The following is a 13,139-nucleotide window of genomic DNA, read 5'->3' on the forward strand; positions in this document are numbered from 1 at the left end:
GCGCGTACGCTAGGGAGCGTCCTGAGCTGGTCGTCCTGCTAGCGTTCGCGCTGACTGCCTTGACGCTGCTAATCATCTTCTATCTCGGCTCGGAGGTGATGGAGGGCGACACCGAGGCTTTCGACATAGCTGTCCTCACGCGCCTCCGTCACGCTACAGAGGGCGATGCGCCTTGGAAAACGGCGTTGCGGGCAGCGATGCTCGACCTCACTGCGCTTGGCGACAACGCCACCCTCGTCATCGTCGTGGCGATGGTATCTGGTTTCCTCACGCTGGCGCGCCAAAGACAGCTCGCGCTTCTGCTCGTCGCCGCGTCTGCAACCGGCGGTCTCCTCACCACCGCGCTGAAGCTCTTGTTTGATCGCCCCCGTCCCAACGTCGTGGCGCATCTTGCCAGTTTTGGTACCGCGAGTTTTCCAAGCGGCCATGCGATGAACTCGGCCGTCATCTACCTTACACTTGCTGGGCTGGTCGCGCTTGCGGTGCCGACTTTGCGCCTTCGCGTCTATATCCTGTGCTGCGCCGTCGCGCTCACATCGGCGATCGGTCTGTCGCGCCTATACCTGGGAGTCCATTGGACGACTGACGTCGTCGCCGGCTGGATCGCCGGGTCGGGATGGGCAGTGCTCTGGTGGTCCATCGCATGGTGGTTCCGAGCGCATAAAGCTTACTCGCCGAAGTAGACAGTATAGCTTTGGAGTTCGGCGGCAATGTTGCGATCTCAAAACGATCTTGCGCTGATCTCCTGAAGATTGATTCTTGCCAACGTTAGGAAAATAGGCCGCCAAGTCCCATTGCTGTAACAATTCATCCCCACCCCGATGTCACCGGGAGCGTCAAAGAGCGCCGTCGATAAGGCGAGCGTACGCATAGATTGGGATGAGCATCATGAAGATTCGGACGTTGTCGCTTCTCTCGACGGCGGTAGCAGCGCTTGCCCCGCTCAGTGCACAAGCACAGACCGCGCCCGCGCCAGCACCCGCGGCGCAAACTGACAGCCGCGATATTATCGTCACCGGGGCTCGAGCAGCGCAAACTGCGCGCGCCGAGGAGAGAGCTGCAGTAAACCTGGTGAATGTTCAGGCAGCGGAAGACATCGTCAAATATCCCGACTTTAATGCCGCCGAAGCGCTTGGCCGCATCCCGGGCGTCAGCCTAGCGATTGACACCGGCGAGGGCCGTTTCGTCAACATCCGCGGCATCGACGGCAATCTGAACGGCACCACGTTTGGCGGCGTAACGTTGCTCAACACGCAGCCTGGCGGCACCTATTTTGGCGGTGGCGGTCGCGCCGTCGAGCTCGATACCGTGCCGATCGGTTCAATCGACCGGCTGGTCGTGCGCAAAACTGGCATGCCAGACCAGGAGGCCGAGGGGCTGGGTGGTTCGGTCGAACTCACACCGCGTACGGCAGTCGGTTTGACGAAGCCGTTCTTCGAAGGGACCATCGGGGGCGGTTATCAGAACGCGCACAAGAACGGGGACGTCTTCATCGGAGAGGCGTCGGCCGGGACGGCTTTTGGGCCAAATAAGCAGTTCGCAATTGTGCTAACTGGCTCGTTTCACGCTGACAAACGCGGCTTTGACGATGCCGAGCCCGGTCTGCTCGACGCCGTGCAGCCCGGAACTCCGGGTGACCGCATCCTCGATTCGCTCGATCTGCGGCGCTATAGCTACAACCGCCGTCGCTTCGGCTTTGGCGGCGAGTTCGACTGGAATCCAGACGGGCAGAACCACTTCTACATTCGTGCAAACGATGCGGGCTATACCGAGTCGGTGCACCGTTCAGTGCTCCAGTATCGGGGCCTGGGTGACACTACGACCACCAATGGCAGCGTCATCACTGCAACGGGCGTCGATGCGCACGTTACGCTGCGTGACGAACAGGAGACTCATCTCAATTTCATCACGGCGGCGGGCGGCCGAAACGATCTGGGCAAGGTCATTCTCGACTATCAGCTGTCTTATACGGCTTCGACCTATCACCGCGATTACGACCGCAACTCCACCTTCACGCGCCCAGGCCAGCCGGGCTTCACCGTTGCCTATGACAATACGAGCTTGCTCTATCCGACGCTGTCGCCCTCGGGCTTCAATCCGAGTGACCCGTCGCAATTCACCCTTACCGGCGCGAACAACGCGACCGAGCGCGCTCATGACCGGGAATATGCAGCCGTGCTCAATGTGACGGTTCCTACAACCTTGCTTGGTGGTGACGGCGCGTTCAAGGTTGGCGGCAAGCTGCGTTTTCGTGACAAGATCGATCAGCCGAACAATCTGAGCTATGCGGGCGTGCCGGCGACGTCGTTATCTGCTGTGCTTGGGGACGGGCCGTTCACCAATTATTATGCCGGGACCTACAATGTCGGCTATGCTCCGAGCATCTCCGGCGTTCGCGCCGTCTTGGCGCCGCTGACCCAGTTTACCAGCGCCGCCAACGCGGTGCGTAATGCCTCCGGATTCTTCAACGACACAGAGAACATCTACGCGGCCTATGCGCAATATTCCGGCAAATTCGGGAAGCTGAACGTTTTTGCAGGGCTGCGGGTCGAAAATACCGACGGCACCTATCGTGGTACGACGCGCACGACCAGCGCCTTGGGCGTTGACTCGTTCTCGCCAGCGTCACGCAAGTCGAGCTACACCAATTTCTTCCCGACCGTTCAGCTTCGCTACGATCTGGCCAAGAACTTCGTCGCACGTGCAACCTACTCGACCGGGATCGGGCGTCCGGGCTTCCTGCAACTGCTGTCCGGCGCGACGGTGGATGTCGGCAACCGTGCGGTCTCCGTCGGTAACCCGAGCCTCAAGCCAACGACGGTCAACGCGTTTGACGGGCAGGTCGAATATTATCTGCCCAATTCAGGCGTCCTATCGTTCGGTGCATTCGACAAGGAGTTCAACAATTACATCATTAACGGCGTCACCCGGGATCCCAACTATCCCGGCATAACCGATGGCATCACCACGATCACGACCTACACAAACGTCGCCAGCTCACACGCCCGTGGCATCGAAGCGCAGTACAGCCAGAAGTTCACCTTCCTGCCGGCGCCGTTTGATGGCTTCGGCGCCCTGGCCAATGTGACCTATGTCTGGTCGAAGTTCGCCATTCGACCGGGCGAGACGAGCCGTTTGCCGGGCACGTCGCCGCTGACCTATAATCTCAGCCTGTTCTACGAAGCGCATAAGGCACAGCTGCGGCTGTCGCTCAGCCATGTCGATGGCGCCATCTTCGGTGTCGGCGGAGCTTCTGGATTCGATACCTTCGAAGATCAGCGGACTCAGCTCGACCTGACGTCGTCGTATCAGGTGACGCAGCATATGGCCGTGTATTTTAACGCGAAAAACCTCAACAATTCACCGCTCCGCTATTATGAAGGCTTGCCCAACCGGACGACGCAGCGCGAATTTTATGAGCAGAGCTATGAGGCGGGCTTTAGGTTTAAGTTCTGAAGTCGAGCGAACAGCAACATCGGCAAGAGCGAGTCCTTAGTAGTAATACAACTTTGCGATCCCAGTCGGTGACGAGCGGTCGAGGGGACGTTGTTTCGAGAGCGGCTTACCCACATTTCGTAGTGCGCGCCGTGGTCTCGAGATACGCGCCATAGTGGGGTCGCAGCGTTCGTATCAATGCGGCCTTAGACCCGGCGTGGCCGGCCGGCAGCAGGTTTGCAGAAACAAGTCGTTTCGTGGTTCGCCACGACTTGGTAGCGATGAAGCGCGGATTTCGCACCTCATCGCTACTTGGTGCGGCGTTATTTCTTGGCGGCCGAGTCCATGGCATCCGCCTTGTTCTCGCCAGCCTCGCGGACCGCGTCCGCTTTGTTGTTCAAGGCATCAGCGCGATTGTCCATCGCGACTTCGGTGTTGCCACCCATAGCGTCGGCGGTATCCCGGATTGCAGATGCGTTTGCGTCCATCTTGTCCGCGGCATTGTCGGTAACAGCGGCCACGTTGTCGGCAGCAGCGGTTTTGTGACCGCACGCAGTCAGCGACAGCAGGCAGAAGCCTGCGGCGAGCACGAGTTTCTTGTTCATTTGCATCCCCTAGAGAGTTGCTCGACCGATCTGTCGATGCGTCCGTGATCTTCCTGAAATCTTCGCGGGCAGCAAGTGGAAAGCGATCATTGTGCTGGCGCATGATCGCCCATGGGATTACATTTCGATCACCACGGACGATGGTTCGGGTGGGCCGCCGCGCTCTTAGCTCCCAAGCCAGCGCGGCGGCTCCGTTGCTTCAAGTTTTCTGAGCGAGAGCAACGGCCATGAAAGGCCATGCTGCAGATCTCGCTGCCGTGAGACGAGATCCCAGTCTGAAGGGTCTCATTGATCAACCAACCCGCATTGGATTTTGAGCCCGAATATTCGTGGTTGGGAGTGTTTAACTTGGCGAGCGCAAGCGAGCTCGCGGCCTACCGGGTCACTGGTAGCAAGCACACACAGGTCGCCCTCACTTGACCAGCACGGTCACACGGAGGAACGCTGCCGATATCGCCGTCACATCGTTGACGGGGCTGTGATTTTGCTGTTCGAACAGCGCGAGGAGCTCACTCTTCAGCTGCTCGGCGCGGCCGTTGCTCTCGGCTGACTCAACCGCGTTAATCGTCGGACCGTAGAACTGGATGAAATCGTTCATGAGCGCCGCGGGCGGACCTGGATACTCGAAGGTGTAAGTATCTCGGCTACAAGAGATGCAGCTCGGTTCAATGTCGGCGGCTTGGAAGCGTGCGACAACCTCGTCCTCCGTGCCCCAAAGCATCGGACTGACGAAGCCGGCGGGCGGGGGTGGCGAGTAGGCCGAGCTGATCTTTAGCACCTGCGCGACGAGCGTCGGATCGCCGGGTATCCAGTTCCCCATTACGATCCTTCCGCCCGGCCGAGTCACGCGGACCATCTCTTTCGCGACGTCTGAGGGCGACGGCGCAAACATCGCTCCAAAGATGCTAATGACGAGGTCGAACCGATCATTCTCGATATCATCGAGGTGCGAAGCGTCGCCCTCTTGGAAATGCAGATTGACCAGCCCTTCGGCTGCGGCCCGCCTGTTGCCGGCTGCGACGAGGTTACTCGCAATATCGACACCGAGCACGTCCGCTCCGAGCTTGGCGGCAGGTACCGCGGTAGTTCCGTCTCCGCAGCCGAGATCCAGTACACTCTGACCGCTCTTGATCCCGATCGACGCCGCCAGTGCCGTGCCGCTATCCCGCATGGTCGCCGCTATCCGCGTGAAGTCGCCCTTCTCCCAAAGTGCCTTGTTTGCGTTCATGGATCCCTCCCTGTCTGCTTCTTGCCTATACCCTGATATCGCTGAGCTCGCGAGTCGGGTGGTGACGGTAAATCTCCGGTGAGTGTTCTTGTTTCGAAGCCCACAACCTGATCCCCCCCACACACACTGTCGAACCAGCCGAATCCCCTATTGGCCGGCGACGAGGTCCCGAATATGGCTGCCGCTGAAGAAGCTCTGCGAACGCGGTGGCGCGCGCCGACGCATATCGTCGTTATTGTCGCCGTGTCGCGAAAGCTGTTCGATGAGGCAATCTCGCGAGCGCGGCGCGAGGGGCCGCCTATAAGGCACTATGGCGTTAAGGGTATGTCGCCGCCGAGTGGCGACACGGCGCGCGGATCCTCCTTGAATTCCAGCCTCATGTCGCTCGCGGCAATAGCACTTGGGACCTCAGGGATGCTCTCGAATGGCAGGTCGCGGTGTAGGGTCGATGACCAGCGCTCCAGCCACTCGTTGCCGTCGCGCCCAACATATCGATCCGGCGTGCGATAGGCGGGGTCACGCATGCCAGCGTCCAGCGACACGACCCTAAGCCCCTCGGCACGCAGGATGCCTGCAAGGCCCTCTAGGCTGGCTGCGTTAAGCCGGCTGGCATGGAGCAGAAAAACGAACGCGGGCTGGCGCCCGAACAGCGCGCGGCCTGCCAATCTATACCAACCGACGATCCTCCGCGTGAACGCAAGGTATGAGCGCTTTATGGCTGCCGCCCCGCGAGCGTCCCCGCGCTCGACTGCATCATCGTAGGGTGCCGAGAACTGCCAGTCGCTATTTTCCATCGTGACCGGGGCCACCCGATACCTACGGCTTCGTAGCCAGTGCTCGAACGTGGCGCGTTCCGCCACGGTCGTGCCCGTCTCCAGATAGGGATATCGGAACCATCGCTCGCGGCGACCCTCGGCGGCAAGGAGCGGGGATGTAACCAACTCGCCGCGTGCGACATCGGCGATGTAAGCGTCGACCGGTGTCGTGTTCAGAGACAGGTGCGAGAAGGTGTGGTTGCCGAGGTCCATGCCGGCGTCGAGCCATTGCTGTAGCAGCGCGATGCGTTGCGGACGGTCGGCGGCTTCGAGTTGGACCTCGTTGACGAATCCGGTCACCTTCCAGCGGTGCCGCGTCATCCCTGCGAGCAGACGGTCAGTGACCTCGGCACCATCTGCCGCGGATTCGAATTTTCCGAAGACCGGCAGGTCGTCGAACGTAAGGGCGACGCGCCCGGACGAAGTTAATCCCGCGGACGGCAGGGCCGTCAGCGCCGAAAGCACGAGCATGGCGCGGGCGGCTCGCTTCCACCGGACCGCTATCATTTAGCGAAGAGCGTCGCGGCGTTCGCGGTCACCGGGCATTGCCCGACACGAAGGGGCGATGAAGGACATCGATCTGTCGCCCGAGACGAAATTGGCAATCCGGTCCGTTTGGCAGACAGTCAAGGCAGGCGAGGATGAGATGCGTGATTTGAAGCATTCGATGTAATCCTGAGGCCTGCCGCCGGGAAGCGGACCGCCGGCTGGCCGATCTACCCCGTACTGTTTTTCATATAAAATATTGGCGGGACAAACGAATTTGCGATTTTCTTAATTTCGGCGTTGCCGATATAAAATTCTCTTCGTTATGTTTAATCAACCATCCGATTGCAACTAGCCCTCGAAATCGCTCTCGCGAACACCTTCGGATGAGGCTTTAAGCGGAGTCACCGCTGTTATGCCGTAGAGCTTCGAGATGTTCGATAGATTTTGATTCTATCCCGGCCACCTCGTTACGGGCTCCGTCCATGGCGATCACCAACTCATCCATCTTTAAATGTAGCGCCTTCTCGCTCCGCCGCTGGCCGTTGAGAACCATCTGGGTCAAAGTGATCGATGCTACAGATAGAATGAGAGTCAACGTATTTTCACCGGCGGCACCAGCTTTCAAAAACCAACCAGCGCAAAACATTGCGACGAGCAGGATCGATAGAGGTGCGCCAGCGAGGTCGGCCGTCTGACCAGAGATACGACTCCCAATTTCATTGAGGCGTTTCAGCATTGTCTACTCGCTTTTCAATATTGCTGCTCGGCGATGTCAGCGAAGGTTCGTCGGTTACGAAAACCTCCTCTCGATTACGCGAATTTTATTTCGGATCTGTTGGGATGCTGGTTTCTACAGTGTTATTTTTCGTCGTTCGCAGCGGCGCATTGTGACGCCGGTGTTGAACATGCCGATGATTAACACCGGGTGATGGGTAACCATCACGGGCTTGGAATAAGTATCCCCTTTGATCGTCGTTTCATGATATCGCGGCAAACGCGTAGAACTGACCCGATCGTTTAAGAATGCGCCGTCGCCACGATGTCATTGTAACGGCGGCGCATTGCAATCAGCAGCCGTTGCGGTTTCTGTTGCGATCCCGGGTGTTGTTTTTGTCGAGCGTCCGCCCGAGCAGTGCGCCCCCGACGCCGCCCGCAATCGTCCCGAGCGTTCCGCCACCCAACACGTTGCCAAGCACTGCACCGCCAGCACCACCGGCAATTGTGCCAACCGCACCGTTCCCGCTTCCGCAATGGCGATTGTCGTATTGACCGCGGTCGGCATTACTACGGTAATACCGATCACCACCACTATAAGCGCGATGATGACGATAATGATGATAAGTTTGAGCAAGTACCACGTCGGGCAAGGTGGCGACGCCAGCCGTCGTCAAGGCTGCGACTGCCAAAACTGCAGAGCGAGTGACTTTTTTCAACATAGCCTTCTCCTTTAATTTGCTTGAACCCTGATACACGATTGATTCGGCCCTATACTGAATGCATCTGACAGAAGCCGTTCATGTCTCATGGTCTGCTGCGGAATAGTCCAATTCCGACACCTCGATGTTGATGCGTCGGCGTTTATTGCAAGCAGTCGGCGTGCTGACAGCGGGGATTTCTTTGGCTGCCGGGAAGTCGCATTCAACCACGCAGTTGGCGGCGGAGGTGGCGTCGATTTCATGGCGCCACCCCGCATGTGAAGACGACGGATGCTACTGCTTACTATCGTCTTTGACGCCGATCGTTGGAACGTCGATCGATGTCTTTTTCGTTTCGACCTTGGGGACCGTCATGGTTTGCTTGCTGGTTCCGACAACGACTTCTTTGGAGTGCACCGTCACGTCCGGGAGGGTGCCGTTCTTGGCGCTCACGTTCACGGTTGGCAGGGCGCCGCCTTTGACATTCGCGCTCCAGAAGCCGGTTGCGAAAAGCAGTCCAACCACGATCAGGATGGCAAGCACTATGCCGCCGATGACAAGACCGGTGCTGCTCCGCTTCTCGACATAGGTCGTGTCGCCGTTCGCTTCGCGATATTCAGCCATTTCCGTTGTCCTCTAACACCGTTGGTAAACCGGAGGAGCCGCTCGTCTGAACGGTTCCGAGCAGAGCCAGGTCATTGATCGTCCGAGGCCACGTTGCGACATCTCGGCAAGGGAAGTCCTGGCTTTCCCCAGCTCAGATGAAGACGTAACTCCGGCGTAACGAAAATGTTACATTACCTTTTATCAATGTGCTTTTGCGCGATGTCGCCAACGGCGCGATGATCGCCGCTGGGCTTGGCTACCCGGCGGTCTAACTCGGCAGCAGCGGTAGTAGGTCTGCTCTGCAACCGCGATCCGTCGACACGGAGTTGGTACATAGAACGGACCCAGATATACGCTACGCGCCGACAGGTCTGCTTGGGTGTCCGAAAACACCTGTTTGTCGTACATTGGCGACGGCGATCGAGATTGTCGGACTTCGCAGTGAGTCTAAGCGGACGGGCGAGACGGGGCCAGCCTTCTCAAAAGGGATGCTATTTTGAGAAATCGGGTAGCGGCTATCGCTACCGTTCCGACTTTGTCACGCGCTCCAGCCGCCATCGATATTGTAGGTTGCGCCAGTCACGAACCCTGCTTCGGCGGAGGTGAGATACGCCACGAGGCTCGCAACTTCGTCAGGTGTACCGTGCCGGGGAATAGCAAGCGGGCTTCGATTTGCGTCAGCATTTGGTCCGTCCGCTGGGTTGCGCTCGGTATCGATCGGGCCCGGTTGCACCAAGTTCGCCGTAATCCCCCGCTGCCCTAAGTCGCGCGCGAGGCCGCGCGTCATGCCGCCCAATGCGGCTTTGCTTGCCGCATAAAGCGTGCCGCCAGCGCCGGGCATTCGATCTGCGACAATGCTTCCGATCGTAACGATCCGTCCGCCTTCGCTCATCAGGCTCGCGGCCTTCTTCGCCGCCAGAAACGGCGCTCTGACATTGAGGGCGAAAGAGCGGTCGAATGCGTCATCCGCATACGCTTCAAGCGGTCCTACTATCGCAGTTCCAGCAACGCTCACTAGAATATCGAGCCGACCAAAGTGACTTACGATCTGATCGATCGCGTCGTTGAGCGCCCTGGCGTTGCTGACATCGGCTTGCACCATCAGGGCCTGATGGCCGGCCGAGCGCAACTCATCTGCAAGACGTTCGGCGTCATCGGTTCGGTTCAGATATGTTACCCCGATCGACGCGCCGTCGGCAGTCAACCTCCGGCTGATCGCTGCGCCAATGCCGCGCGTCCCGCCGATGACGATGGCAACCTTTCCATTCAGAACCGGCATGCCGTCCCCCAGTAAACGTCTTCGCGATAGTCCACTGTAGCCACGTTGCGTACGACGCTCCAACTGTTGCTGCTTGCCCTATCCTGAAAAGGAACGGCGATCGAGACGTCGCTAGCGTTCTCGAAATCGATAGAGAATTGGGAATGGTTAGATGATGCGCTCGCAATGGGTCAGATGCGCTGGCCCAACAGGCGAAATGAAGTTCGCCCAAACGGCGTTGTGATGCTCGATAATTTTCTCTGCGGAGAGATAAGGGCGGTCGCCGGTCGTATGCCCGTCCTCGGGCACGATCGTCTTGTACCCGCGAGCCAGCGCGCTTCGGATGGTGGTATCGACGCAGAAGTCTGTCGCGCACCCGGTAACGATCAGCTCGTCAATCTCCAGCTTGGCAAGTGTGTCGGCGAGGATGGTTTCCAAAAACGCATCGCAGGACGCTTTGGTGATCATCGTGTCCAACGCCTCCACAGCAAGGTCTTCGTGCAAGGCGTGACCGGGCTTCGAGGGATGAAGGTCGTCGCCCTCTGGCCCGCAATGCTGGATGAAGATGATAGGCGTGCCCTTCGCCCGCAGGCGAACCGCCAGATCATTGGGCCGCGCAAGCAGGCCAGCGGCGTCATGACGCGGGCCGGTAAAAGGCCCTTGCTGCCTGTCCACCACCAACAAAGCCTGCTTGCTCATATCGATCGCCACTTGGTTGCCCGCCTCCTAGCACCCTCGCGCACCTTCTCTCAAATTATGGTGGAAGGAGAACTTAGTACCGGCCTAGCAGGCCGGCACGTCATAGACCGCCACCCCCTCCCGCAACTCCGGCACGCGGTCGGCAACGTTACCCTCCGGCGTCACGATCGCAGTGCATCCATAGCTCACAAGATTGCCAAACGTGCCGGTCACATCGGACGACGCCACCCAGCAGCCTGTTTGGCGCGCGCGGTCGATTAGGTTTGCCAAACTCTTATCCCGCCAGCGATCGGCCGTCTCCGAAGGCAGCATATTGTTCAAAGGATAAAGGATCAGTCGCGCGTCTTGGTTGGCGATGCGCTGCGCCGTGCCGGGATGGTTGGCGTCGTTGCAGATATTCACACCGTACCGGACGCCCGACCGCAGAAACGTTGGGAAGTCGCTGCCGGCGGTCACTCCCGGTTCGTTCGGGTGTGCCTTGGAATATCGGCCTACAACCCGACCCGCCTCGATGATAATCGCGCTGTTGAATACCTGTCCGTCAACCAGGTCGAAAGCTCCGACCACCAGTGTCGAGTGAAATGCCGCCACCCGCTCGCACAAGGCGGCGACCGCAGAGGCGGCTACGCTGGCGCGCGAGCGGATCGTCTCGGGGGCGTATGAATGGCCTAGTAGGAACGCCTCTGGGAAGACGGTCAGACCGATACCTTCGTCGTCCGCCCAGCGAAGTCGCTGCACGATCGCGTCACCGGCACGGCGCGCGTCATCAGAGAGCTTGGAGCATTGAACGACGGCAATACGCATCAACGGCAGCTTAGCCCCCAACCAGCCTTTCCCGAAAGGGATGACATTGCGGGAATGGCCAATCCTGCCGTTTTCGCTCCCTGCCTTTCTCGAAAAATCGGGTAAGAAGGTAGAAGTTTGGAGGGCCCGGCAATGCTTTTCCTATTGGCGAGTTTGGTTTCGATCTCGGCGCCCTTTACCTATCATCAAGCCCGCGAGCTGGCATTTCAGACCCCCTATGCACTCGACGCCAAACGCAGGGGCGCTGACGTTGCCGCTCGAAAGGGCGATTGGGATCATGACGGGTGGACGTTCCGTCTGTTCGCCCGGAATTGTACTTCACCATCTTGCCTCGTTGGCTGGGTACATGTGAATCGCGCGACGGGTGCGATCACTGATCCAGTTGCCGAGAAGCCGATAAGCTCGCAGCATCTGACCCTTATCGAGGCCAATCTGCGGAGGTGACGGGGTGTCTTCTGTGCCGCGATTCGGTCGCGAAAGGGGTCCCTTTTGCGACGATAGGAAGCGACCGTACCGGTCATCACACTGTGCTATGCCGGCGCACTGATAACGGACACTCGGAGGCAAAGCGGTGACGAATTTAGCCCTATTGGTCGTTGGAGTGTTTGCCGCTTTTGCCCCTAATGTAGGGGCCACCTACCCTGCCGATCGCGGGCCGTTGGATCACATTTGGGTTTTACAAAAATTGCAAAGCGAAAGGGCGATCAAGCGCGGAATGGAGGTCGCGACGTTGAGGTTCAATCCTGATCACACTGTCACCGGCACCTGGGCATGTAACAGTGTCGGCCCCGGCAAGCTCAAGTGGGCCAGTATTCCTGGGCAGATGCATGGGAAGCTCGCGACAGACGGAGCAGGTGCTGGGATTATCACCGTGGTCGGGTGCGGTAACGCGCGTATCGTGGCCATAGCGAACCGCTTCTGGCTGCGGATGGAGACCGTGCGTGAGTGGTTTATTGATCATCGAGGTCTGTCGGTCCGCTTCGCGGACGGGTCTTCCGCTCGTTTCGTATGAGCCGGGTCGAACGGCACCTCTCGCCCCAATTGCGGACAGCGGCCTTGCGTGCTTTATTTTGGGAACAGGGGGATGTGCATGTCAGCGACCGGATTATTGATGCTGCTTTTGCAAACGCTAGCACCATCTCCTGAACGTGCAGCGCTGATCCAGTTCTCTCGCAGCACATCGTTGATCTATATAACCGAAGAGATCGAAATTCTTGACAACGGACGAGATCCAAAGACAAACCAAAGGATCTACGAGACTCATTACAAGTGGTCTAAGAATCAACAGATAAAAAAAGAAGCTCGATTTGATAGTAAGAAGTGTCCATATGTTAAAATCGTCGTTGACGGTTTGCGCAATCTACAATTGCTTGAAGAGAAAAAGCTTCTAGATAGACCGCCGATGGTGGATGGAAATCATTATATTCTCTCTACCCAAAACAGGTATACGAAGAATTTAGATACGATCTATTCTGATATGGGGTCGCCGCTTGCGGAATGGATGGAGGCCGCATTTAAAGGCCTAAGCCCATGTCTGCCGAAGTTTCAGGTCGCTTGGTTGGAACGTAGCCCGACCTCGAATTGACTGTTTTCCACCAGGCCCGGTCATTCCCGATGCAAAAATCAAACAGAGTGTGTGAAAACCCGGCCTGAGGATTCCCGTAGATCGCAACAGATGGTATGTTTCTGGCATGGCGCATCTGTCTGGAACGGACCGCTCGCAGCTCCTGCTGCTGCCCGAGGCGGTTGATGATTATGTCGGACCGGATAATCCGGTCCGGTTCA

Annotated in this window: 13 protein-coding genes; 4 read left to right on the forward strand and 9 right to left on the reverse strand. The window is 58.5% G+C overall.

What is annotated here, in order from left to right; translation table 11 throughout:
- The first annotated feature begins 59 nt into the window (after window positions 1-59).
- Entirely contained in the window at window positions 60-683 is a 624-nt protein-coding gene (locus IE187_RS19955; protein WP_229839586.1) for a phosphatase PAP2 family protein, read from the forward strand.
- Between the two features lie 205 nt (window positions 684-888).
- Window positions 889-3,456, forward strand: coding sequence for a TonB-dependent receptor (locus IE187_RS19960; protein WP_229839587.1), 2,568 nt, complete (start codon window positions 889-891; stop codon window positions 3,454-3,456).
- A 302-nt stretch (window positions 3,457-3,758) separates the two neighbouring features.
- On the opposite strand, the gene IE187_RS19965 is transcribed toward IE187_RS19960, so the two are convergent.
- The 9 genes from IE187_RS19965 to IE187_RS20005 all read right to left on the reverse strand — a co-directional run bounded on the left by IE187_RS19965 (window position 3,759) and on the right by IE187_RS20005 (window position 11,354).
- Window positions 3,759-4,040 (reverse strand): hypothetical protein, encoded by a 282-nt coding sequence (locus tag IE187_RS19965; protein ID WP_229839588.1) that lies wholly within the window; start codon window positions 4,038-4,040, stop codon window positions 3,759-3,761.
- A gap of 412 nt (window positions 4,041-4,452) precedes the next feature.
- Window positions 4,453-5,268 (reverse strand): class I SAM-dependent methyltransferase, encoded by an 816-nt coding sequence (locus IE187_RS19970; RefSeq protein ID WP_189677762.1) that lies wholly within the window; start codon window positions 5,266-5,268, stop codon window positions 4,453-4,455.
- A 308-nt stretch (window positions 5,269-5,576) separates the two neighbouring features.
- Window positions 5,577-6,554: a polysaccharide deacetylase family protein gene (locus tag IE187_RS19975; protein ID WP_189677763.1), complete on the reverse strand. Its 978-nt coding sequence runs from the start codon at window positions 6,552-6,554 to the stop codon at window positions 5,577-5,579.
- A gap of 409 nt (window positions 6,555-6,963) precedes the next feature.
- Window positions 6,964-7,308: a low affinity iron permease family protein gene (locus IE187_RS19980; protein ID WP_189677764.1), complete on the reverse strand. Its 345-nt coding sequence runs from the start codon at window positions 7,306-7,308 to the stop codon at window positions 6,964-6,966.
- A 331-nt stretch (window positions 7,309-7,639) separates the two neighbouring features.
- On the reverse strand, window positions 7,640-8,008 hold the full coding sequence (locus IE187_RS21510; RefSeq protein ID WP_229839589.1) for a hypothetical protein: 369 nt from the start codon (window positions 8,006-8,008) through the stop codon (window positions 7,640-7,642).
- Window positions 8,009-8,281: 273 nt separating this feature from the next.
- Window positions 8,282-8,611 (reverse strand): hypothetical protein, encoded by a 330-nt coding sequence (locus IE187_RS19990; RefSeq protein WP_189677765.1) that lies wholly within the window; start codon window positions 8,609-8,611, stop codon window positions 8,282-8,284.
- Window positions 8,612-9,131: 520 nt separating this feature from the next.
- Entirely contained in the window at window positions 9,132-9,872 is a 741-nt protein-coding gene (locus IE187_RS19995; protein WP_189677766.1) for an SDR family NAD(P)-dependent oxidoreductase, read from the reverse strand.
- Window positions 9,873-10,019: 147 nt separating this feature from the next.
- Window positions 10,020-10,562 carry an isochorismatase family protein gene (locus tag IE187_RS20000; RefSeq protein WP_229839591.1) on the reverse strand — a complete coding sequence of 181 codons (543 nt, stop codon included), beginning with the start codon at window positions 10,560-10,562 and terminating at the stop codon, window positions 10,020-10,022.
- Window positions 10,563-10,634: 72 nt separating this feature from the next.
- Window positions 10,635-11,354, reverse strand: a complete 720-nt coding sequence (locus IE187_RS20005; protein ID WP_189677767.1) for a carbon-nitrogen hydrolase family protein — start codon at window positions 11,352-11,354, stop codon at window positions 10,635-10,637.
- A 571-nt stretch (window positions 11,355-11,925) separates the two neighbouring features.
- Here IE187_RS20005 and IE187_RS20010 point away from each other — a divergent pair.
- Together IE187_RS20010 and IE187_RS20015 are read left to right on the forward strand one after the other, a co-directional pair.
- The gene (locus IE187_RS20010; protein ID WP_189677768.1) at window positions 11,926-12,366 is read left to right on the forward strand and encodes an META domain-containing protein; all 441 of its coding nucleotides are present in this window, start codon (window positions 11,926-11,928) and stop codon (window positions 12,364-12,366) included.
- 78 nt (window positions 12,367-12,444) lie between these two features.
- Entirely contained in the window at window positions 12,445-12,939 is a 495-nt protein-coding gene (locus IE187_RS20015; RefSeq protein WP_189677769.1) for a hypothetical protein, read from the forward strand.
- The last annotated feature ends 200 nt before the right edge of the window (window positions 12,940-13,139 follow it).

Origin of the sequence: Sphingomonas glacialis (assembly GCF_014653575.1) — a bacterium.
In the GTDB taxonomy this organism is placed as follows: Bacteria; Pseudomonadota; Alphaproteobacteria; order Sphingomonadales; family Sphingomonadaceae; genus Sphingomonas; species Sphingomonas glacialis.

What these genes read in the sequence shown, in the direction of transcription:
- IE187_RS19960 (WP_229839587.1), top strand. Translation starts at nt 889, where the DNA reads ATGAAGATTCGGACGTTGTCGCTTCTCTCGACGGCGGTAGCAGCGCTT.
- IE187_RS19990 (WP_189677765.1), bottom strand. Translation starts at nt 8,611, where the DNA reads ATGGCTGAATATCGCGAAGCGAACGGCGACACGACCTATGTCGAGAAG.
- IE187_RS19980 (WP_189677764.1), bottom strand. Translation starts at nt 7,308, where the DNA reads ATGCTGAAACGCCTCAATGAAATTGGGAGTCGTATCTCTGGTCAGACG.
- IE187_RS19995 (WP_189677766.1), bottom strand. Translation starts at nt 9,872, where the DNA reads ATGCCGGTTCTGAATGGAAAGGTTGCCATCGTCATCGGCGGGACGCGC.
- IE187_RS20015 (WP_189677769.1), top strand. Translation starts at nt 12,445, where the DNA reads ATGTCAGCGACCGGATTATTGATGCTGCTTTTGCAAACGCTAGCACCA.
- IE187_RS19975 (WP_189677763.1), bottom strand. Translation starts at nt 6,554, where the DNA reads ATGCTCGTGCTTTCGGCGCTGACGGCCCTGCCGTCCGCGGGATTAACT.
- IE187_RS19970 (WP_189677762.1), bottom strand. Translation starts at nt 5,268, where the DNA reads ATGAACGCAAACAAGGCACTTTGGGAGAAGGGCGACTTCACGCGGATA.
- IE187_RS21510 (WP_229839589.1), bottom strand. Translation starts at nt 8,008, where the DNA reads ATGTTGAAAAAAGTCACTCGCTCTGCAGTTTTGGCAGTCGCAGCCTTG.
- IE187_RS20005 (WP_189677767.1), bottom strand. Translation starts at nt 11,354, where the DNA reads ATGCGTATTGCCGTCGTTCAATGCTCCAAGCTCTCTGATGACGCGCGC.
- IE187_RS19965 (WP_229839588.1), bottom strand. Translation starts at nt 4,040, where the DNA reads ATGAACAAGAAACTCGTGCTCGCCGCAGGCTTCTGCCTGCTGTCGCTG.